Genomic DNA, 22485 nt, shown 5'->3' on the forward strand with positions numbered 1-22485 from the left:
CCCGGGTACCGGAATCGGTACCCGGGCATGGTGACAGCGTCAGACGACCACCTTTTCGGGTCGCGATTCCACCACGGCGTCCGCTTCTTCGCCGCGCGTGTTGACCGTGCGCAGCGCGGTCAGCGCGCCCACCGTCGCGAAGATCGCCGCGACCAGCAGCGCGCGCCGGAACCCGGCGGTCGTCGCGTCCAGCGGCAGCGCACCGTGCGCCAGCTCGGTGTTGGTGTGCGAGATGGAGATCGCGGTGAGCACCGCGACACCGATGGCGACACCGAGTTGCTGCGCGGTGCTGAGCAGCGCGGCGGCCAATCCGGCCTTGTCCGCGGGCACGCCCGCGTTGGCCGCGGTGGTATTGGCGACGAACACCGCGGCCGAGCCGGCGGCCGTGATCATCAAGCCGGGCAACAGGTCCGACAGGTACGCGCCGTCGGTCGGGATCTGCGCGAGCAGGAAGATGCCGATGCCGGTGATCACGGAGCCGACGATGATCACCGGACGGGTTCCGGTGCGCGGCACGATCTTCGTCGTCACGCCGGAGACCACCACGATGGTCGCGCTGAACGGCAGGTAGGCCAGACCCGCCTTGATCTCCCCCCAGCCGAGTACTTCCTGGGTGTAGAGGGTGATGAAGAAGAACAGCGACATCATGCCCGCGGCCACCAGCATCTGCGTCACGTCGGCGGCGCCGAGGCCACGGATGCGAAAGATCGACAGCGGTACCAGCGGATTCGAGATCTTGTGCTCGTTGATCACGAAGCCGACCAGCAGCGCGGCGGCCGCCGCCAGCACGAGAACCGTACGGGCACTGCCCCATCCGTGCTCCGGCGCCTCGACCAGTCCGTAGACCAGCGTCATCAGGCCACCGGTGCCGAGCGCGGTGCCGAGGATGTCGAAACTGCCCTTGATGTCGTTGCGCCGGTCGCTGGGCACCAGCAGCGGCAGCACGATCATGATCAGGATGCAGACCGGCACGTTGACGTAGAACACCCACCGCCAGCCGGGCCCCTGGGTGATCAGACCGCCGAGCAGCAGCCCGGACGCGGCGCCGAGACCGGCGATGCCCGCCCATACACCGAGCGCGGTACTGCGGTCGGTGCCGCTGCGGAAACTCGTGGTCAGGATCGACAGCGCGGCGGGCAGCATGAGCGCGGCGCCGATGCCCTGGGTGAACCGGGCGCCGATCAGCAGTTCGCTGTTCTGCGCCAGACCTGCTGCGGCCGAGGAGATTCCGATGATGGCGGTGCCCGCCATGAGGATCCGGCGCCGCCCGAGCAGGTCGGCCAGGCGCCCGCCGAGCAGCATCAGACCGCCGTAGGTCAGCAGGTAGCCGGTGGTGATCCACTGCAGGGTGGACACCGACAGATCCATCTCGCCCTGGATCGCCGGGAGTGCGAGATTGACGATCGAACTGTCGACGAAGTCGAGGAACGCGGCCGTGCACAGCAGCACCAGCGTGAGCTTGCCGCGGCGGGTCGCGAGAAAGGACGGTGACTCGGTAGGTGCACTCACTACGCTGTCTCTCTTTCCGGGATGAATGAAGTCGTATTTCGGCTGTGCGGCGCCTCACCACTCGACGAGGGTGAGCCCCACCGCCATTCCGCCCCCGAAGCCGACGAGCAGAACTTTGTCGCCCGGGCGTATCCCGCCCGTGCGTGCCGCGTTGTCGAGGGTGATCGGTATCGACGCGGCACCCGTGTTCCCGTAATAGCGAACCGTCGTGTGCATAGTGGCGTTGACCAGCCCGAGTTCCTCCGCCAGTGCGGCCAGCATGACGCCGTTGGCCTGGTGCGGAATCAGGTGGGTGATGTCGTCCGGCGCCACGCCGGAGTCGTGCAGGAACTGCTTGACCAGCACGGGCAGCGACCCGTTGACGAAGGCCCGGACGCCGCGGCCGTCCATCGTGAAGTACTGCGCCCCGAGTTCGTGCGCGGCCGGATCGTAGGGCTGGCGGCTGCCGCCGGCCGGGACCCGGATCAGCGAGGTCAGATCGCCGAAGGTGTGCAGGCCGAATCGGCGCAGGCCGCCGGACGCGGACGGCCCGAGCACCACCGCGCCCGCGCCGTCACCGAACAGCACCACCGTGCGCCGGTCCGCCGGATTGAGAATCCTGGAGTAGACGTCGGCGCCCACGACCAGCCCGTATCCCCCGCCGGCCCGCGCGATCGCGGCCTCTACCGCGGAGAGCGCGAAGACGAAGCCCGAGCACACCGCGTTCACGTCGAAGGCCGAGGCGCCGCGGGCGCCGAGGTTGTGCTGGACGAAGGCGGCGGTGGGCGGTTGCGGGTGATCGGGCGTGGAGGTCGCGACCACGATCGCGCTCACCTCGTCCGCACCGATGCCCGCGGCGTCCAGCGCGGCGCTCGCCGCGCGGGTCGCCAAGTCGGAGGTCGCCTGGTCCGGCAGGGCCCAGCGCCGCTCGCGAATCGCGGTCTTGCGGATGATCCATTCGCTGTCGACGTCGGCGCCGGAGCCGACCTCACTGTTGGACACGATGCGATCCGGCAGATAGGACCCGGTGCCGAGCACGGCGATGTTGTTCACGTGACGTTCCTCCTGGCATGAATGCCGTCGACGGCGGCCGAATATTCGGCCGCGGCGCAGCCGCAATAGCACGGCGTGCGGTGGTCGGCGACACGGGAATTCCCTGCCGGATATGCGGTTTTCTGCGGCCGTTCCGCAAGTTCTTGGCGCATGATGATCCACCGTTGTTTCTGCTCGAATAAAAAGGCACCGGCCGCCGGAGGTGCATGTCCGAGCGGCCGGTGCGTTATGGGTGGCAGGTCAACGGACGGTGGAATTCACTGTCTGCGGTTCGTTCGAACTCGCCACCACGGGCTTCGGTTCGCTCGACACCACCATGGTTTCCGGTTCCTCCGCGCTCTTCGGCGCGGTGCGCCGGCGACCGGAGAACCGGGTCATCAGTGGCAGATCGATCCAGTGGTACATGGCCGCGCCGGCCACGGTCGAGACGACCATGGACAACAGTGCCCACCCCAGCCAGCCGGCCCAGCCGAACTGATGCCCGCCGATGAACAGTCTGGTGATCAGCACCATCACCGGGAACTGGATCAGATAGAAGGCGAACGAGACGTTCCCGAGCCACACCATCGTCTTGGACGAATTCAAACCCGGGATGCCTTGCAGATCCCGCGCGGCGAGCGTGGCCACCACCGCGGTCATCGGCGCCAGCAGCAGCGCCGACATCTTGTAGTTCACCGGCAGCACCCAGGTGGCCGCGTAGGCGACCGCGAGCAGTGCCAGCGGCGGACCCATCTTGACGTTGCGCCACCGGCCCTCGAGCACCATCCGGGCCGCGAGCACGCCGAGGAAGAACTCGGGCAGCCGCGACAGCGGGAAGTTGTAGCTCAGCCAGTACGACAGCGCCACCGGGATGTCGTCGCGGGCGAACCACGCGGGCGAGGCGTGCAATTCATACATCGGCGAGGCATCACCGGGCACCAGCCTCGGCGCGAAAGCGTTCTCGATGCCCTTCGGGCCGTCGACGAACAGGAAATACGCGGTGTGCAGCGCGAGGATGAACAGGAACAGCACCACCATCGCCCGCACCAGATGTTCGGTGCGGATGCGCCGGACCAGCGGCAGCACCAGCGGGAAGCTGAGGTAGAACAGCATCTCCGAGGCCAGCGACCAGGACGGCACATTGAGCCCACCGACGGTGGTGGACTTCGGAATCCAGGTGTGCACCAGCAGCAGGTTCGGCACCCAGACCACCAGACGGTGCAGCGGCACACTGGCGACCACGATGAAGGCCAGCGCCGCCACCAGGTGCGACGGATAGATCTTCAGTACGCGCCGCCAATAGAACCGCAGCACCGAAGCGCCGGGCTTGAACGACCAGTAGATGATGAATCCGGAGAGCACGAAGAAGAACGTGACGCCGGCCGCCCCCAGCTGCATGGGCATGAAGAAGTGGATCTGACGGAACAGTTCCGATTTCTGGAACGGATAGACCGGCAGAAACACCAGGGCATGTAGGAGAAAGACGGCGAATGCCGCCCACCACCTGGCCCCCGTCAGCGACGGCAGGGCTGGGCGGCTTTGCGCGATCTCGGGCGACACCGCGGGGGTTCCCCGCGGTGTCGATCGGGTGTCGGTCACGGCGACCTCGTTCTATCGCGTGCTCAGTAGCCGGGCTTCGGATCGAAGCCGGGGTCCGACAGGGTCGGCGGGGCCGGCTTCGGCGCGGGCGCGGGCTCCGGGGCCGGCTTCGGCGCGGGCTTCGGCGCCGGGGCGGGAGCAGGAGCGGGCTTCGGCGCGGGTGCCGGGGCGGGCTCCGGTGCCGGGGCGGGGGCAGGAGCGGGGGCGGGTTCGGGAGCGGGCGCCGGGGCCGGGGCGGGCGCAGGTTCCGGAGCGGGCGCGGGCGCCTGCGAGGAGCTGGCGACCGGGGCCGGGACGACGGCCGAGGTGCTCGGCGTCGTGGTCGACGAATCGGAGTCGCTGCCGCAGGCCGCAGTAGCGGTCACGATGGCCGCGCTGCCGAGAACCGCCAGAGCTACACGAATTGGCAGAAGGGATTTCATCACGTCAACACCTCAATCGGATACATATGGCGATCAGATACATGGACGGGACCGAATGCCGGGTAAGGCTTTTCGATCCCCCGTTTTCGAATTACTTACGGGCGGCGGCGGGTTTGACCGCACCGGCTGCCTTGGTGGCGCCTGCCGCCTTGGTGGCACCGGCCGCGCCGTTCGACGTGGCGGCCTCGTTCGCCTTGCTCGCGGCCTTGGCCCGCCCCGCCGCGAACGCCTGGTCCGCCGCGGAGCCCACGTCCTCGCGCGGGACGCACACGACGACCGGAATATCGCGGTCGGTGCGGGTCTGGTAGACCGCGAAACCGTGGTACGCCTTGACGATCCGCGGCCACAGCTCGGCCTTCTCCGCGCGATCGGCGGTGTGCGCCAGCCACGGTGTGGTGACACCGTCGATGGTCAACTCCACCTCGGGAGTGGCGACCAGGTTCTTGTACCACTCGGGATCGCGGTCGTCGCCTTCCTTGGACGCCACCAGCACCACGCGGCCCGGTTCCATGACCGGCACCCACAGCACGGCGGTGCGCCGCGCCTTCGACTTGCGGCCCAGCACATGCAATTCGATGGCGGCCATGCCGAATTGCTTGTTGCCCCACTTGCCACCGCTGACCTTCAGCATCAGGTGGTGGATGTTGCGGATCAGCTTCAGCACCTGGTCGAAGATGTAGTTGCGCGGCTTGGCGAGCCAGCCCTGCCGGGTGCGTTGCTGCGCCTTGCGCGGCGAGGTGATCGCCACCTCGGCGGTCTTCAGCACGCTGCGGTAGCCGGCCGCGAGCACCGGGAAACCGAAAGTGCGCGTGGCGAAGTCGGCGCCGAACGGGATCGCGGCCTCGGCCGTGGTGGTCAGCACGACCCGGGTGCCGCCCGCCACCTCGCTGAAGTTCAGCTCGGCCCCCTGGTGCCGGATGGCCGGGAAACCGCTCTCGATCACCCAGCCGATCTTGCGCGGGGCGTCGTAGGTGGTGATGCGCTCGGTGTATCGGCCGAAGAACCAGGTGACCTTGCGGACCGCGCCGACACCGTAGGGCACGTCGGCGGCCGGCTCGATCAGCTTGTTCTGCAACACAGCCTGAGAGGCCGAGTAGTTCTCGGTATCGGCGAACCAGTTGAAGACCGTCTCGATCGGAGCCGCGATGACGCGCTCCACCGTGAGTTTCTGCATTGTCAATCCTGTCGGGTCTGGGTGGTCGAGGAGCTAGCCGAGCTTGCGCAGCCGGGGCGCGAGGTCCCTGGCGAACAGCTCGAGGAATCGGGACTGGTCGTGCCCGGGGGCGTGGAAGACCAAGTGCCGCATGCCTGCATCGATGTAGGGCTCGATGCGGGAGACCACTTCGTCGGGGTCGGTGCCGACGATCCAGCGCTTGGCGATCTGCTCGATCGGCAGTGCGTCGGCCGCGGCCTCCATCTCGATCGGATCGGAGATGCTGTGCTTCTGCTCCGGGGTGAGCGACAACGGCGCCCAGAACCGTGTGTTCTGCAGGGCCAGGTCGTAATCCGTCTCGTAGGAGAGTTTGATTTCGATCATGGTGTCGACGTCGGCCACGGTGCGGCCCGCCTTCTCGGCGCCCTCGGCGACCGCGGGCATCAGCTTCTCGGTGTAGAGATCCATGCCCTTGCCGGAGGTGCAGATGAAACCGTCGCCGACCCGGCCCGCGTACCGGGCCACCAGCGGCCCGCCCGCGGCGATGTACACCGGAACGCCTTCGGCGGGAACGTCATAGATGGACGCGCCGACGGTCTTGTAGTACTCGCCCTCGAAGTCGACCCGGTCGCCGGTCCACAGCGCCCGCATCAGCTCGACGGATTCCCGCAGCCGCGCGTACCGCTCCTTGAACTCGGGCCATTCGCCGATGAACCCGGTGGCGATCTCGTTCAGCGCCTCGCCGGATCCGACGCCCAGCATCACCCGTCCGGGGTAGAGGCAGGCCATGGTCGCGAAAGCCTGCGCGATCACGGCCGGGTTGTAGCGGAAGGTCGGCGTCAACACCGAGGTGCCGATCTGAATACGGCGGGTGCGCTCACCGACCGCGGCCAGCCACGCCAGCGAGAAGGGCGCATGCCCGCCGTTGAATCGCCACGGCTGAAAGTGATCGCTGATCATGGCGCTGTCGAAACCGTTTTCCTCGGCCGACACCGTGAGCTCGACAAGTTCACGCGGAGCGAATTGTTCCGCCGATGCCTTGTATCCGAGTCGAAGTTCCGTCACGATTATTCCCTCGATTGCGTTTTGCGGATTGACCAGAGCCTATCGCCGACTCCGGACTGGAAAAATAACAAGCCCCTGTCAGGAATGACCTGCCATTGCGTGGGGATCTTGTTCGCCTTTCACCACCAAGGCGACGTGCAGCCTGGATGGGCACTCCAGCTTGGACATCACCAGCCGGAGATGGTTGATCACCGTCCATTCGGCAATGCCGAGCTGGCTGGCGATCATTCGGTTCGTCATACCGTCGGCGACCAGCAACGCAATTTCTCGCTGCCTTTTCGTCAAGCTGGCCAGCGGCGAGCCGGAACCGGCGGGAATCGCCGGACCGGACAGCGCCCGATCGACGATATCGCGCAGATTTCCGGCGGTTTCCGGTCGAATGAGATGCGCGGCCCGCGCATTCTCGCTGCCGATATCGTCCGGCAGCGGGATCGCATAGGCGTTGCGCAGGTGATGCACCGCGCCGAACAGCATTGCGGCCGATTCGCCGAATTCGGCGTCGGCCATGCGGTAGGCGGTCGCGCAGCCCTCCACCGCGACGAGCGTCTCGAGCACATGCTCTCCGCTGCGCGAAATCCGCAGGGCGGTCCGGAACAACTCGAGCGCGCGGTGCGCGGTGTCGGCGCCGAGCTGGGTGTGGGCCAGCGCGTTCAGCATGCGCATCCGGTCGGCGTCGCTGCCGAGCCGCTGCACACGATGCTGAATCGTGGCCCAGTCCTCGTCCCGTTGCTCGATCGGCTCTGGGAGCGCGAGCACTTCCAGATAGATCTCGGCCGATTCACGTTCGCCGCCCTTGTTCGCTTTGCGCAGCGCACGCATCAGCTGCTCCCGGGCCCGCGCTGGTTGACCGGCCGCGAGGTGGGCGGCGCCGAGTCGCACCGTCGCCCGGTAGGCCCCCGCGCCGTCGTCGGCGCGGTGGCAGGCCGCCGCCGCGCGGGTGAACAGGTCCACCGCGCGTGCGGATCGCCCGGACCGCAGCGCCCAGTCACCGAGCAGTTCCATGGCGCGCGGCACCGCCGGGTCTGTCGCCGCCGGATCGTCGAGGAATCGGAGCAATGTCCGTTCCACCTCGGGCAGGCACCCGGAGTGCACCCAGACATCCTCGAGCAGCGCGGCGACCTCGACGGCGCGTTCAGCCCGGCCCAGCTCGATCGAGCGGGCGACCGTGGCGCGGAAATCGTGCACCCGCTGTTCGGCGAGCTGCAGCGCCGCGGCCCGCCGATCCGGCCTGCCCAACTCGTCGGCGAGCCGGAAAGCCAACTCGCACAGGCGATCGGCGTGGGTTCGCCGGATCCGGTCGCCGCGCGCCCGGTCGGTCCGCAACAGCCGATGGCAGTAGGCGCGCACCGTGGCGAGCAGTTCGTAGCTGGGGTGGCCGGCGTCGGTCACCGTGCGCTGCAACAGGCTGTGCCCGATCAGCGTGCTCAAGGTGCCGCCGATGAACGTCTCCTCCAGATCGACCATCAGCGAGACGGTGTCCGGATCCACGGCCGACTCGCAGAGCGAAAGATGCAGCAGGACATCGACGGTGCTCTCGTCGAGCCGGTCGATGCCCCAGGCGACCGCGTCGTGCAGCGACCGATGCCGCAGCGGGATGTCCACGAACGGCAGCGGGGTGAGTCCCTCCCCGGAGCGGATCAGCTTCAGCGTCTGCGCCGACCCGATCCGGTTGATGGTGATCGCGGCCAGCTCCAACGCCAGCGGCACCCCGTCCAACTCGTGCGCGATCTCATCCAGTACCAGCCGATTCGCCGCCGAGCTCCGGTAGCGGCTGTCGATACTGGCCAGCAGCAGTTGCGCGGCGGCCGAGGAAGCGGGCCGGTAGGGCCCGGACTCCGACCGGGTACGCAACGGGCGCACCGAGACGACGTACTCGCGCTGCAGGTTGAGCACCACTCGACTGGTCGCTACGACAAGCAGATTCGGGCAGCGCTGCAACAGCCTGGAGACATCGCGGGCGATCGAGCCCGAGACCAGATCGCAGTTGTCCAGCAGCAGGACGGTCCGGTCCGGACCGAGATCGGCTTCGAGTGCCGCCAACGTCGCATCGGCATCGGCACTCGCGTTGTCGACGGACCCGAATCCGAACGCGGCGTATACCTCTCGCCAGACCTCACGCCGATTGCTCGCCTCCGCGAGATCCACGGCGGTGGCTGTCGCCGTGCGGAACTCACTGAGCGCCAGCGCCTCCTGGGCCACCCGGCTCTTGCCCACCCCGGCCGGTCCGGTCAGGGTGAGCAGGCGGACCCGGGGATCGCTCATCAGGCAACGGATTTCGTTGACTTCCTTGTCGCGGCCGACGAGACCGGGCAACCGGAAGCTGTCGATATCCGCGTCGTCGTCGGTGATCAGGCCCAACCCTGTGGCCGGCCACTGCAGATTGGTACTACTCGGCACGTTGTCCTCCTCACTGGTGGCCAACCATGGCCCATGGCGCCGTGCGACCCGTGCTGCGCGACGGCAGCGCCATGGGCCCAAAGCTGTTGATCTGCGCGAATTCCGGCTACGCCGGCAGGCGGGTACCGACCGACCGCGCGCGCCTGCGGCGGGTGGCGACGGCGGCGGCGAGCCGATCGAGTTGCGCGGCGGTGGCGTGCCAGCCCAGGCAGGCGTCGGTGATCGACTGCCCGTAGGCGAGCGCGCCCGCCTCGCCGAGGGTGAGATCCTGGCGGCCGCCGACGAGGAAACTCTCCAGCATCACACCGACCACGCTGCGCTCACCCGCGGCGATCCGTCCGGCGATCTCGGTCACCACATCGACCTGCTTGGTGTGGTCCTTGTTGCTGTTGCCGTGACTGGCGTCGACCACGAGCCGCTGCGGCAGCCCCGCCTTCTCCAGCCGCAGGCAGGCCTCGGCCACCGAGGCCGCGTCGTAGTTCGGCCCGGCTGTGCCGCCGCGCAGAATCACATGGCCGTCGGTGTTGCCGGTGGTCTGGATCAGCGCGCAATGGCCGGCCAGGTCGATACCGGGAAAGACGTGGCTCGCCGCCGCGGCGCGCACCCCGTCCACCGCCACCTGCACATCACCGTCGGTCCCGTTCTTGATCCCGACCGGCATGGACAGCGAACTGGCGAGCTGGCGGTGCACCTGACTGGCTGCCGTGCGCGCGCCGATGGCGCCGTAGGAGACCAGATCCGCGATGTACTGCGGGGTGATCGGATCGAGGAACTCGCACGCCACCGGCAGGCCGAGTGCGGTGATGTCGACCAGCAAGCGCCTGCCGAGGCGCAGGCCGGTGTCGATATCGAAAGATCCGTCCAGGTGCGGATCGTTGATCAAACCCTTCCAGCCCAGGGCGGTGCGCGGCTTCTCGAAGTACACCCGCATCACCACGTGCAGCCGATCGTCGAGCTCGGCCGCTTTGACCGCCAGCCTGCGCGCGTAGTCCAGCGCGGCCTCGGGATCGTGCACCGAGCACGGCCCGACGATCACCATCAGCCGATCGTCGGCCCCGGTGAGCACATCCACGGTGGCCCAGCGACCCGCGTGCACCATGGCGGCCAGCGTCTCGTCGATCGGGTGCGCGTGGCGCACCTCGGCGGGCGAGAGCAGCGGGCTGACACTCAGAGTGCGCCGATCCTCCAGGTCGGCACGCGTGGTGGCGATCGCGATATCAGTATTCATTCCAGTAACCTTTCGGCCTGCAGGTGAAAAGTCAGGCCCCGGTCATGGAACAGCTGCCGCCGCCGGGTGCCCGTGAGGTGCATTTCTCGGCGGCGTCGAACTCGCAGAACAACCGCACCACATCGTCGTTGGGGCCTGAGTCGAGCCGGGCCCGCGAACAATGTGCTGCGCATGTCTTCTCCTTTGCGAAGGTGGAAATCCTCGGGGCGGAGCCCGCGTGTCGCGGCAGCTGCTGGCGATCGACCCTGGTCCCCAGCCGACATGCGGCGACGACGCCCATAGTTCCTATGGTCGCCGGATAACCTGAATTCTCGGTGTAGAGAATGCGCACCGAACGCGCGAACAACAGCGGGAAAAATCTCGCGCATCATTCTGCGCGGGGTGTGCTGAATTCGGATACGGACACAACTGTGCCGCTCCAATAGCGTGACACCCCAAAAAGAGACGGTCAAGTGTGATGCCCGTCACGGCGGCAGCCGATTTATCTGGATGCTTTCTTTTCACTATTGCCGGTCGATAGTGCGGGAATCGCGTGGAAACAATTCGTCGGTAGGCCCGCACACCGGAACGCACGAGACCGCAGCGCGAAGGCCATTCGCGCTGCGGTCCGGTGCGGGGAGAACTCGAAGTGGGTCGCGGGCACAACTGTGCCGCACGAATAGCGTGACACGTCGCGCCATCGCGCGCCTATCGTCGCGCCATCGTCAGCGCGCGCGCCGGGCGTAGCCGCCCGGATCGATGCCGCGCAGCCGGCTGAACTCGGCCAGGTTGCCGCTCAGCAGCAGATCCGTCTGCGCCAGATCCGGCACCGTCTGCGCGCCGAGCACCACCATCAGCTGCCGGATCTGGGTGATCCAGTCGCCGATGGTGGAGACCAGCGCGTCGACCCCGGCGCTCTGCAGGACCGACAGGAAGTAGCCCGACACCCCGACCGCACGCGCGCCGAGCGCGAGCGCCCGCACCACGTCGAGCGGGTGCCGCACGCCGCCCGAGGCCAGCAGGCTCAGCTGCCGCTGCCGCGCCACGTCGGCGGCGTCGATCAGGCAGGCGGGCGCGGATTGTCCCCAGTCCCCCAGGTAAGCGAAGTCCTCGTGCGGGCGCCGCGCGTTCTCGATGGTGGCGAAATTCGTGCCGCCCCGCCCGGATACGTCCACGATCGAGACGCCGAGGTCGGCCGCGCGCGCCACCGCGGCCGCACTCATTCCGAACCCGACCTCCTTGACGATCACCGGCACGTCCAGCGCGTCCACGATCCGCGCGATGTGCTCCGGCCACGCGGAGAAGTCCCGATCGCCCTCCGGCATCACGATCTCCTGGATCGTGTTGATGTGGATCTGCAGCGCGTTCGCCGCGATCAGATCGACTGCGCGCTGGGCCATTTCGGGCGTCGCGTTGGCGTTGACGTTGGCGATGACGAATCCGTCCGGGTTCTCCTCGCGCAGCACCCGGTAGGTCGGCGCCACCGCGGGCTCGGCGAGATAGGCGCTCATCGAACCGGAGGCGATCGGTACCCCGGTGTGCCTGGCCGCGATGGCGAGGCCACGGTTGATCTCCCCCGTGGCGGCGCTGCCGCCGGTCATCGCGTTGATGTACAGCGGTACGTGCCAAGCGATCCCGGCGACCTCGGTGCCGAGCGACACCGCCGACTCGGCACTGCCCGCCAGCGCGTGGTGCACGAAACGAACTTCGTCGAACTGGTTCAGCTCGAGCCCGGCGCTGCGCAGGTGATGCTGCTCCACCGCGAGGCGGACATGGTCGTCTTTACGGCTGCCGTAGATCTCCGACACTGTGGTCACTGGACTTGCCTTTCGCTGAAAACGGTTGATGCACACGCAGTTCGAGCGGCGTGATACCGGCCGCTCGCCACCGCTGCCGCAAGTGCGGCACGTCGGCCGAAGCGACCAGCGCGATACCGCAGTCGCCGCCGCCCGCGCCGGAACTCTTCGCGACCGCGCCGAGTTCGTCGGCCGTGGTGCGCAGCGCGGCCAGCGCCGGGGTCTCGATCGCCACGCCGGCCAGCGCGCTCACCGCGCGCAACAGCGCTCCCGCGGTCGCCACGGCGGTACCCACCGACGCGTCGTCACCGGACTCCAGCGCCGCGACAAGCGTTGCGACACAGGAATTGCTGGCGACCACGAACCGGCCGTACGCCGCGGAATCGCCCGCGATGCCGTTGCGCAGCAGCTCGACCAGCCCGCTGGAGACCGCGGGCTGCCCTGACCAGCCCACTTCGAGAGATAGCGCGCGCGGCGCGGGCAACCGGCGCGCGGACAGCTCCGGCCACGGCTGCCAGAGCAGGTCGGTGAGCTTGGTGTCGGGCTGGGCGAACTGCGCGGCCACCCGGGCCCGATCCGGGGCCCGATAGGCGACCCAGCCGCCGAGCAGCGACGCCGCGACGTCGCCACCCGAGCACCGCGGATCCACCGCGAAGGCGGTCAGCAGGGCCAGCCGCAGCAGCGCGTCGTCGTCCAGCTCGAACCGGTAGGTCTGCGCGAGGGCGCGCACCACGCCGACGGTCACCGCGCCCGAGGAACCGAGCCCGAACTTGCGCCCGGTCGCCGCGTCGTCCAGCGCCGAGCGGATCTCGAGATGGAAGCCGAGCAACTCGTCGCCGCGTTCGGCCGCGAGCCGCTCGACCAGTTCCACCGCGGTGAGCACGTGCCGCAAGGCCGCCGCATCGGCCGGATCGGCCACCGCGGCAACGGTTGTCGCGGTACGAGGGAGCAATTCGACTGGACCCGGCCCGGTGCGCGCGGTGGTGACCGTCCGGCGCGACGGCGCATCCGGCGCGGCCGGGCCGACCGCGACGGTCAGGTAGCGGTCCACCGCGACGAGCACGGCCGCGCCACCCGGCTCCAGCACCGCGTACTCGCCGGCGATGTACAGCTTGCCCGGCACCTCAACGGTGATCATGGGCACTCGATTCGGCTGGAGTGCCGATCGCCGCGCCCGGTCCCGGGGTGGCCACGATGATCCGCATCGCCGGGTCGGTCTCGGCGAGCGCCGCGGCCACCGCGGCACTGTCGCGCCGATCGCACAGCACCTTGACGTTGGGGCCCGCGTCCATCGTGGCGTAGGCCGCGACGCCTTCGGCGCGCAACGCGAGCACCCGATCCAGCACCCGCATCGACCCGGGGGCGAAGTAGCGCACGGCCGGGCGGGCGCCGAGCATCGTCGCGTGCATGCCGAGGGCGTTGCGTTCGGCGATCTCACCGACCGCCGCCAGATCCCCCGCCGCGATGGCGGTGTGCATATCGCGCAGATCTTGTTCGCTGGACCGCACCCACGGTTGATAGAACGGCGACGTGTCGACGGTACGCCGCATCGCCGCCCGGCTGGTGATGGACTTCTCACCGGCGTCGACCAGCGCGACGACCAGCGCGGGATCCAGCAGCGGCGCCGCCACCGGCTCCGCGTAACTGCTCGAATCCCCCTCTGCACCAACGCCTTCGCCGCGATGCCACTGGGCGAAGCCGCCGTAGATGGACCGCGAGGCGCTGCCGGACCCGCGCCGGGCCAGCCGCGACAGCCCGCGCTGGTCGAGGTCGAGGCCGTAGGCGCCGGCCGCCGCCACCGCGAGTGCCGCGAACCCGGAGGCCGAGGAGGCAAGGCCCGCCCCGGTCGGCCCCATGTTGACGGTGTGCACCCGGGCTCGGCGGTGATCGCCCGCCGAATCCCGTACCAGATCGAGGAATCCGACGACCTTGGCGGCGAAAGCCTGCGCCGCGGGGCCGTCGGCGACGGTGACGCTGTCGGCCGGGAGGTCGTCATCGATCGTCACGGTGGTGACGGTCGCGAAGACGCCGAGGGTCAGCGACAGACTGCTGGTGACCGGAAGGTGCAGGGCCTCATCGCGTTTGCCCCAGTATTTGATCAGCGCGATATTCGGATAGGCGGTCGCGGTGACGCCCGTGGTGGCCACGCGCGCGGCCACCGTCTCCGGCGTGCTCACGACCGCACCTCGCTCGCGTCCAATGCCACGGTGTGGCAACGATCCGCGCCCGCGGCGAGCAGGACGGTGTGCAACTGCGCCGCGGCGGCCGCGTCGGCGGCCAGTGCGATGACGCAGCCGCCCAGTCCGCCGCCGGAGAGCTTGGCACCCAACGCACCCGCCTCCAGCGCGGCGCCGACCAGCGTCTCGATCTCGGGGCAGCTCACGCCGAGCCGGTCGAGGATGAAGTGCGTCGCGGTCATCTTCGCGCCCACGTCGGCGAACCGGCCCGCGGCCAGATCCGTCGCGGCTGCGGTCGTCATCGCCCCCGCCCGCTCGAGCAGATCGGTACCGGTCGCACCGAGGGTGACGAGATTGCGGTGCACGGTCGAAACCGCCTGCCGGGTACTGCCGTTCACGCCGGTGTCGGCGACCACCAGGACCGGCTGGGCCGCGCCCGCGGCCACCGGGAGCGGTGCGACCGCACCCTCCTGGAACCACATCGGGCCGCCCCGGCTGATCACGGTGCGCGCGTCCACGCCGCTCGCCTTGCCGTGCGCGAACGATTCCGACTGCTGGATCAGGGCGAACATGGTGTCGCCGTCCAGTTCCCGGCCCCACAGCCGCGCCACCGCCTCGATGATCGCGGCCGAGCTCGCGGCGCTGGAGCCGAAACCGCGCCCCGCCGGGATACCGCTGTCGACCGTGACGAACAGCCCGTCGTCCGGGCGATCGAGGTACTCGCAGACCGCCGAGACGGCCAGCCGCGGCACCGCCGAGGCGTCCAGCTGGGAGGCCGCGGAAAGTTCGCGCCGGCCGGAGTCGAGCGTCGAGGATTCGATCACGACCGGGCCGGGCCTGCGGCGGGCTCGGGCGGTCACCGGCAGCGACGGCACCGGCAGCGAGATCGCGGGCTTGCCGTACAGCACGACGTGCTCACCGAACAAGATCAGCTTGGCGCTCGCGCGCCCGGTGCCGACCTCGCCGTCGGCGCGCTCGGGCACCGCGTGCCCGCGCGCCGCCAGCACACTACGTGGGGGCCACATTCCGTTCTCCATCAGCGCATTTCACTCTCGGTGTGGATCGGTCCGCACCCGCGTCACTGCGCGCGGGCCGCCCCGTAGATTCTCGAATGTCCCGCGATCGCCGTCAGCCGGAACGGACTGCTGCTCGTCTCGTCCAGCACCAGCTCCGTACCGTCCTCCGGCAGCGCGACATTGCGCAGGGCACGATACTTTTCGTACGAGATCGGCTCACGACGTGCGATCGCCGCTCGGTTCTCCGCGGTCCGCAGATGCTTGCGGTACCCAGGAACCATTGTGACCGAGAACAACTCGGCGACACAGCCCGACCCGTAGCTGAACAGCGCCACCGACTTGCCGTCGAGATCCTCGGAGTGGTCGAGCAGCGAGACCAGCCCGACGAACAGCGACGCGGTGTAGCTGTTGCCGATCGCGCGGTTGTAGATCGTGGTCGGCGCCAGGTCGGCGTACAGGCGCGCCGTACTTGCCTCGATGCCCTTGAGCTCGAGCAACCGGGTGTGCGCCTTGTAGGCCATCTTGGTGAACGGCTGGTGGTAGCAGAAGCCGGCGAACTCGGTGACGCCGCGCCCGCCTCTGGCCTCGTAGTCCTTCCACGCCTGCTCCACGGCCTCCAGGTACGCGCCGACCGACAGCTTGCCGTCGACGAGCGGAGTGGACCGATAGTTGGGACGCCAGAAGTCCTGGACGTTCGCGGTGTAGAGCCCGACGGTCTCGTCGAGGATCGCGAGGTCCGGGTGCGCCGCGACCAGCATCGCGACCGCGGCCGCGCCCTGGGTGCTCTCGCCGCCGGAGTCGACGTCGTACTTGGCGATATCGCTGGCGATCACGAGCACGCGCTGCTCCGGATCGCGAGCGACGATGCCCGCAGCGAGTTGCAGGGCGGAGGTACCGCCGTAGCAGGCCTGCTTGAGCTCGACGGCGCGGGTCGCGGCGGGCAGTCCGATCAGGTCCTGCACGTAGACCGCCGCGGCCTTCGACTGGTCGATCCCGGTCTCGGTGGCGAAAAGAATCGTCCGGATGCCCTCGACGCCGTGTTTGGCGACGATCTGCTTGGCCGCGGCCGCGGCCATGGTGACGATGTCCTCGTCGGTGGCGGGCACGGTCTGGGAGGTCTGCCCGAGGCCGATGTAGTACTTGTTGACATCTACGCCGTTGTGCCTGGCCAGCTCGGCCAGATCCATCGCGTAGTGGCCGGTCGCCAGGGCGATGTCGTGGATTCCGATAGGCACGGTCATTGGCCTGTTCCTTCTCCTGATGCCGAGCGCTCGAAGCGGATGTGCGTCCGCATCAACTCGCCCGGATTTGTCTGCGCCGCAAGCAGAGACAGTTCTCCGCAGAGCACGGCGGCAGCGGTGAGCACGGCGAGCCGCCGTGCGTTGCCGCCGACTTCCCGGCTCTCGCGGCACCCCATGCGGGCCAGGTTCGCCTCGACGAAGTCCAGCCCCTTGCCGTTGCCGACGGTGCCGACGATGAGATTCGGTAGCGCGCAGGAGAAATAGAGGTCCCCGTCGCGATCCTCGACGTGAGTGATCCCCTGCGAGCCCTCGACGATGTTCGCCGCGTCCTGCCCGGTGGCCAGGTACACGCCGAGCAGCATGTTCGCGTAATGCGCGTTCGCCGTGCGGATTCCGCCCGCGATCGTGGTGCCGATCAGGTTCTTGCGCACATTGAGATCGGCCACCTGCGCGGCGGTCGTGTGCAGCCGCTGCGCCACGATCTCGCGCGGGATCAGGATCTCGGCGACGACGTTCTTGCCGCGGCCGAGGATCCCGTTGACCGCGGAGGCCTTCTTGTCGGTGCAGAAGTTGCCCGACACCGACCCGTAGCGCACACCGGGCACCGTGTTCACGATGTGCCCGAGCAGCGTGTCGGCCGCCAGGGTCACCATGTTGTGCCCGGACGCGTCGCCGGTGGTGAATTCGAACCGCAGGAACAGCAGGTTACCGACGATCTGGTGGTGCAGGTCGATCAGATCGGCGTAGCGGCTGCATTCGCCGACAATCCGGCGCAGCTGTGGCAGTTCGGCGGTGAGCTGGCGGGCCGCGGCCAGTGCGGTGCCCGCGTCATCGGCCTCCAGCAACACCGACCTGGTCATCCGCTCGTCCACCAGCGTGGCCACGATGCCACGCTCGCACAGGGTGGAGATCTTGGCGCCGCGTCCCACCGAAGGCCACAGGGGCGATTCGTAGGTGGCCAGCGGCACCTCGACCAGACCCTCGGCGACGTTGCCGGAGATCTTGAGCGGCCCTACCCATTGCATCGGCACCGTAGCTGCCGAAAAAGTGTCCTCAGTCATCACAATCCGAACTGTTCCTTGATGCCGGTCGCCGTGACCGTGTCACCGTGCTTGGTCGGGTGGAACGGGATCCCGAGGAACTCACCGGTCGGGTTGAAGTACCCGTTGATCCACGAATCCGCGGCGCAGCTGCCGTGGCCCGCGGTGGCCGCCCTGGTGTCGAAGAAGCCGACGTTCAGCATGGCCGCGGCGGCGCGCTGCGCGTCGTCGACCTTGTCCAGGAACTCGGTCATCGCACCGGCGCGCGGCTGCGACATCCGGCCCACCGGGGACTCCCAGCACCACTGCGGGTTGCCGCGCTCGCCGATCGTCGGGTAGCCGACGAAGACGATCTGCGCGTTCGGCGCGTAGTAGCGCACGTAGTCCACGACCGGCTTGATCCAGGCCACGTACTGATCGGCGTTCACGCCGCGGGAGTCGGGCGCGCGGCCGTCCAGGCCCGCGTCGGGCCCGCAGCCCTGGATGAAGTTCGGCAGGCAGGTGACCTCGGCGTCGAGCGCGCGCTGCCGGTTCGAGCTGTTCCAGATGTCGTTCTGGCCCAGCTGAATCGTGACGAGACGGGTCTTCGCGCCGAACGCGCCGGCCGAAGCGGCCTGCTTGGCCATGTAGGTCGCGGTGTAGTGCGGCGGGGTAGCCAGGGACGCGCCGAGGCAGGAGACGTCTTCGAGGTCGTCGGCGCCGATGTTCATCTGCGCGGCCAGCTGCTTGGGCCACGAGGTGTCCGACCGCTGGCAGGACTTGTCGCCGCCGTAGCCGAAGCCGAGCGAGTAGATGATGTTGCCGTTGGTGGTGTAGGAATCGCCGATCGCCACGAAGGATTTTCCGTCGGCGCTCTCGTCGGCGGCGGCCGGCGCGGCGGTGCCCAGCAGGGCGGACGCGGCGCACAGCGAGGCGGCGGCAAGGAGTCGGATGGGGGTGGAAGTCTTCACGGTTCGAATCTCTCTTCGGGGACGTTCAGTCCGTTTCGGAGTCGGCGCCCCGAACCATTTCGGGGAGGCCGCTGGCAGACAGCGGGGCGCTCGCGCCCTCGAGTGCTAGAGCCCGTTCACGTTCGTGAGCGTGGCGAGCACACCGTCGATGGCTCCCCACATGGTGGTGATGCCGGCGTTGGTGAGATCGCGGGTCGCCGGGTTGGCCAGGCCGACGCCGTTGGCCAGGTTGGTGGCGTTCACGCTGGCGAGCGCGCTGCGCAGCAGCATGGTCGAGCCCACGCCCGCGCCGGTGATCCGATCGAGGCCCTCACCGAAGAAGTAGAACCGCCACAGCGGGCCGACATCGGCGTTGTACGCCTGCTTGGTCCGGCTGACCAGGGCGGGATTGTTGACGGCGATGGCGTCCATCAATTTGAAGTAATCGGCCGAGTTGTCCGGGCCGATACCGGTCGAGGCCAGCGCGTACGGAATATCGACGCTCATATGCGCGTTGTAGCCGACCATCGCCACATAGGCGCCGGACTCCGCGCAATTACCGGCCAAGCCGAAATAGGGCGCCCACTGCCAGGCGACCGGCGCGCCTGTGAATTCGGCGTGCACGGCCCGCAACCAGGTTTCGTAGCCCTCGAAGAAGAATTGCGCGTCGCGCTGCGGATCGGTCAGCCCGGCGCCGGAACGGATCATCGGCAGCACCGTCGCGCGGTCCGCGGTGTCGTTCATGAGTGCGAAGAGTCCACGCCGATCACCGTGTGCGACAAGAATTTCCGCGATCTGCGCGTTGCGCTCGCCGACCTCGACGAGCCGCTGCAGACCGTCGGCGCCACGGATCGTGTCCATGTCCGAGAGTTCGGTGATCGTGGCGATTTCAGCGGCATTCAGCGGCGTGCCGCAGGCTGCGGCCGAGACCGGGGATTCGGCGGCCGCGGGGCCGGCGAATCCGGGCCAGAGCGCTGCCGCGCAAGCCATTGTTGCGACCATGAGTCGCCCATTGCGTAGCATCACGATGATGCCCTTTCTGAATAATCCACGGGATTTACCGGTCGATATTTACCGGTGTATACACAAAGACTAATCGGGCCGGCGGTCGCAATTCCATGGCAGCTACTTGTCACCGGCACGCGGACCAGGCGATTCGCACCGGTCACCCCCAGCGCAGCAGCACCCGCCCCACCGTGCGCGGGCCGGACACCCGCATGGCCCACAGCACCGGCACGTAGCGCGGGATCACCTGCACCGGCCGGTGCCGGATCGCGGTCAGAATCCACTCCGCCGCTTCCTGCGGCGTCAACCCGGGCAGCTTCTGATACTCGGGGGTGGGTGCGCTCATCGCGGTGTGCACCAGTGGATAGTGCACGGAGGTCACCGCGACTCCGCGGCCGGACAACTCGGCGTCCACACAGCGGCCGAACGCGGTCAGCGCGGTTTTGGAACTCTGGTAGGCCGCGAAACGGGGCGAGGTGCCGGTGGGCACGGTCCAGGTGCCGACGTTGACGATCTGACCGCGGCCCGATTCCAGCATGCCGGGCAGCAGGCCGAGGGTGAGCTGGACCGGGCCGAAATAGTTGATGCCCATGGTGCGCCGGAAATCGTGCATGCGATCGAACGATTCCGTGATCGGTCGCCGGATGGATCGGCCCGCGTTGTTCACCAGCACGTCCACCCGGCCGACCGAGGTGCGCACCCAGTCGAGCAACGCGTCGACCTCGTCGTCGTCGGTGAGATCGCACGTTCGATAGACGGCTTTGCCGCCCGCGGACCGGATCTCGTCGGACAACAGCGCGAGTTCCGGCTCCCGGCGCGCCACCAGCACGACCTCGGCCCCGGCCGCGGCGGCTGCCACCGCCGCGGCCCGGCCGATGCCGGCGGACGCGCCGGTGATCAGGATCCGTTTGCCGGAGACCGGCTCCTCGACCTTCGCGCGGCGGACGGGCACCGGCCGGTTGACGAAGTCCGCGACCCGGCCGAGCGCCCGGCGCACGAGCCGCCTAGCCACGGGCACTCACCCGGTCCCCGGCGAGCACGGCGGGCCGGGCGATCAACCTGCTCGCGATGGCGGCGAGCACGGCCGGACCGTCCTGGGACAGCACCGATTCCGCGTGGAACTGCACCGAGGCGAACCGCTCGCCCTGCAGGGCGTACACCTCACCGGTCGCCGGATCGCGACTCACCTCGACCCGGCCGAGCGCGGAGTCGAAGGCGTCGACGGCGCTACGGGCGACGAAGGTGTTGTAGAAACCGGCCCGCACCGGCGTGCCGAACAGCGAAATCACCCGGCTCACACCTTGATTCGGCTTGTCCAGCCTGGTGATCTCCAGCCCCAGTGCGGAGCACAGGATCTGGTGGCTCAGGCAGACCGCGGCGAACGGCTGATCGGCCGCGGTGAGCTGCTTGATCCGGCGCCGCATCGCCAGCACCCGAGGATCGTGCAGCGCACCTGGATCGCCAGGACCGGGACCGAGCACGACCAGGTCGTAGTCGGCGAGTTCCACCTCGGCGTCCCAGCTCACGATCGTCAATGCGAAGCCGAGCGAGCGCAGCATGCTGGCGAGCATCGTGGTGAAGTTGTCGGCCGCGTCGATCAGCAACACCGAGCCACGAGCCTGCGGCGCCGCGCCGATGCGCCGGCTGTCCGCTTCCGCGAACCAGAACTGCGAGGCGATCGAGTTGCGACTCTGCAACGCGGCCGCGATCGCGGGCAACGCGGCCAGCTGCGGCCAGCGCGCCGTGACCGAGCCGTTGATCAAAGCCGCTGCCTTGGCATAGGTTTCGTGCATCTCGCCGACCGGATCGGAGTCGCGCACCAGCGTCGAGCCCACGGTGATCCTGGCCCGTCCCACGGCGTCCACGACGGCGGTGCGGATCAGGATGGCCGAATCGAGCCGGACCGCCCCGCTCGCCCCGCGGTCGATATAGGCGATGGCGCCGCTGTAATAGCCCCGGCCGACCGATTCGTACCGCGCGATGACGTGCGTGGCGCTTTCCAGCGGAGAGCCGACCACGGTCGGCGCGAACATCGTCTCGCGCAGCACCTCGGCGACGCCGAGCTCGGTGCGGCCGCGCAGCAGGTATTCGGTGTGGGCCAGATGCGCCATCTCCTTGAGATACGGTCCGGTCACCGTCCCGCCCGCCGGGCAGAGCGCCGACATCATCTTGAGTTCCTCGTCGACGACCATGAACAGCTCGTCGTTCTCTTTCTGATCGGCGAGGAAATGCAGCAGGCCCGACTCGGTCGGCCCCTCCGGCGGATACCGGTAGGTGCCGCTGATCGGGTTCATCGACACGGTCCGGTTGTCGAAGTGCGCGTGCGCTTCCGGGCTGGCCCCGACGAAGGTCTGCGTGCCGGTGTGCACCAGATAGGTCCAGTACGCACCGCGTTCGCCGCTCAGCAGCCTGCGGAACAGCCCGAGCGAGACGCGCAGATGATCCGGCCCGAACGACCCGATCAGCGATCGGCTGATCACGAAGTTCGAGCCCTCACCGGTGCCGATCTCGTCGGTGATGACGGACTGCACGATGCGGCGGTACTCCTCGTCGGAGACGTCGAACCGGAAGCCCGCCGCATCGATCGAGTCCGGGCCCAGCAGGTCCGGGCCGATCGCCGCGAGCACCGTTTCGCGGTCGGTGAGCTCGTGCTCGCGCACCGACATCGCGAGCAACGGCGTGCGATCGTCGTTGCAGGGGAAACCACGCTCGGCGATCTGGCGGTAGGGCACCAGAACGAGCAGGCCCGACTCCTCGTCGGCCAGCCGCACCTCATCGAGACCGGCCAGTTCGGCGAAGTCGCCGAGCATGATGTCCACGGTGCCCGGCGCCTCGGCGCCCGAGCGCTGCACCATCGCGAACGGCTGCTGCGGATCGGCGAGCAGCCGATCGAGCAGTGCGCGCCCGGCGGGCACGCG

At 68.6% G+C, this 22485-nt stretch carries 18 protein-coding genes; all 18 read right to left on the reverse strand.

Annotated elements, in window-relative coordinates:
* Positions 1-39: 39 nt before the first annotated feature.
* The 18 genes from NBRGI_RS10700 to NBRGI_RS10785 all read right to left on the reverse strand — a co-directional run bounded on the left by NBRGI_RS10700 (position 40) and on the right by NBRGI_RS10785 (position 22482).
* Complete coding sequence (locus NBRGI_RS10700; protein WP_029895049.1) at positions 40-1509, reverse strand: MFS transporter; 1470 nt, start codon at positions 1507-1509, stop codon at positions 40-42.
* Positions 1510-1563: 54 nt separating this feature from the next.
* Positions 1564-2541, reverse strand: coding sequence for a 3-oxoacyl-ACP synthase III family protein (locus tag NBRGI_RS10705; RefSeq protein ID WP_029895052.1), 978 nt, complete (start codon positions 2539-2541; stop codon positions 1564-1566).
* A gap of 240 nt (positions 2542-2781) precedes the next feature.
* A complete protein-coding gene (locus NBRGI_RS10710) occupies positions 2782-4119 on the reverse strand; it encodes an acyltransferase family protein (protein ID WP_029895053.1) in 1338 nt (445 codons plus the stop codon).
* Positions 4120-4142: 23 nt separating this feature from the next.
* Positions 4143-4541, reverse strand: a complete 399-nt coding sequence (locus NBRGI_RS47370; protein ID WP_036558419.1) for a hypothetical protein — start codon at positions 4539-4541, stop codon at positions 4143-4145.
* Positions 4542-4632: 91 nt separating this feature from the next.
* Positions 4633-5715: a nitroreductase/quinone reductase family protein gene (locus NBRGI_RS49865; protein WP_063726252.1), complete on the reverse strand. Its 1083-nt coding sequence runs from the start codon at positions 5713-5715 to the stop codon at positions 4633-4635.
* Between the two features lie 33 nt (positions 5716-5748).
* On the reverse strand, positions 5749-6762 hold the full coding sequence (gene fgd, locus NBRGI_RS10720; protein ID WP_148310770.1) for a glucose-6-phosphate dehydrogenase (coenzyme-F420): 1014 nt from the start codon (positions 6760-6762) through the stop codon (positions 5749-5751).
* Between the two features lie 75 nt (positions 6763-6837).
* On the reverse strand, positions 6838-9156 hold the full coding sequence (locus tag NBRGI_RS10725; RefSeq protein ID WP_148310771.1) for an ATP-binding protein: 2319 nt from the start codon (positions 9154-9156) through the stop codon (positions 6838-6840).
* A gap of 106 nt (positions 9157-9262) precedes the next feature.
* Positions 9263-10384 (reverse strand): 3-deoxy-7-phosphoheptulonate synthase, encoded by a 1122-nt coding sequence (locus tag NBRGI_RS10730; protein ID WP_029895062.1) that lies wholly within the window; start codon positions 10382-10384, stop codon positions 9263-9265.
* A 704-nt stretch (positions 10385-11088) separates the two neighbouring features.
* Positions 11089-12171 (reverse strand): type 2 isopentenyl-diphosphate Delta-isomerase, encoded by a 1083-nt coding sequence (fni, locus tag NBRGI_RS10740; protein ID WP_051727649.1) that lies wholly within the window; start codon positions 12169-12171, stop codon positions 11089-11091.
* A complete protein-coding gene (locus tag NBRGI_RS10745) occupies positions 12146-13297 on the reverse strand; it encodes a phosphomevalonate kinase (RefSeq protein ID WP_029895066.1) in 1152 nt (383 codons plus the stop codon). Before NBRGI_RS10745 ends, fni begins: the two co-directional genes overlap by 26 nt.
* A complete protein-coding gene (gene mvaD, locus NBRGI_RS10750; RefSeq protein ID WP_029895068.1) occupies positions 13284-14336 on the reverse strand; it encodes a diphosphomevalonate decarboxylase in 1053 nt (350 codons plus the stop codon). Before mvaD ends, NBRGI_RS10745 begins: the two co-directional genes overlap by 14 nt.
* The gene (mvk, locus tag NBRGI_RS10755) at positions 14333-15361 is read right to left on the reverse strand and encodes a mevalonate kinase (RefSeq protein WP_158439850.1); all 1029 of its coding nucleotides are present in this window, start codon (positions 15359-15361) and stop codon (positions 14333-14335) included. The genes mvaD and mvk overlap by 4 nt, the downstream gene beginning before the upstream one ends.
* A 53-nt stretch (positions 15362-15414) precedes the next feature.
* Positions 15415-16593 (reverse strand): hydroxymethylglutaryl-CoA synthase, encoded by a 1179-nt coding sequence (locus tag NBRGI_RS10760; protein WP_029895073.1) that lies wholly within the window; start codon positions 16591-16593, stop codon positions 15415-15417.
* Positions 16590-17654, reverse strand: coding sequence for a hydroxymethylglutaryl-CoA reductase (locus NBRGI_RS10765; RefSeq protein ID WP_029895075.1), 1065 nt, complete (start codon positions 17652-17654; stop codon positions 16590-16592). The genes NBRGI_RS10760 and NBRGI_RS10765 overlap by 4 nt, the downstream gene beginning before the upstream one ends.
* Entirely contained in the window at positions 17654-18583 is a 930-nt protein-coding gene (locus tag NBRGI_RS10770) for an SGNH/GDSL hydrolase family protein (RefSeq protein WP_029895076.1), read from the reverse strand. The genes NBRGI_RS10765 and NBRGI_RS10770 overlap by 1 nt, the downstream gene beginning before the upstream one ends.
* 105 nt (positions 18584-18688) lie before the next feature.
* Positions 18689-19552, reverse strand: a complete 864-nt coding sequence (locus NBRGI_RS10775; RefSeq protein ID WP_036558425.1) for a DUF5995 family protein — start codon at positions 19550-19552, stop codon at positions 18689-18691.
* A gap of 175 nt (positions 19553-19727) precedes the next feature.
* A complete protein-coding gene (locus NBRGI_RS10780) occupies positions 19728-20579 on the reverse strand; it encodes an SDR family NAD(P)-dependent oxidoreductase (protein ID WP_235210910.1) in 852 nt (283 codons plus the stop codon).
* Entirely contained in the window at positions 20572-22482 is a 1911-nt protein-coding gene (locus NBRGI_RS10785; protein WP_275451614.1) for an anthranilate synthase family protein, read from the reverse strand. The genes NBRGI_RS10780 and NBRGI_RS10785 overlap by 8 nt, the downstream gene beginning before the upstream one ends.
* Positions 22483-22485 lie beyond the last annotated feature (3 nt).

Source organism: Nocardia brasiliensis IFM 10847 (assembly GCF_000710915.1).
In the GTDB taxonomy this organism is placed as follows: domain Bacteria; phylum Actinomycetota; class Actinomycetes; order Mycobacteriales; family Mycobacteriaceae; genus Nocardia; species Nocardia brasiliensis_A.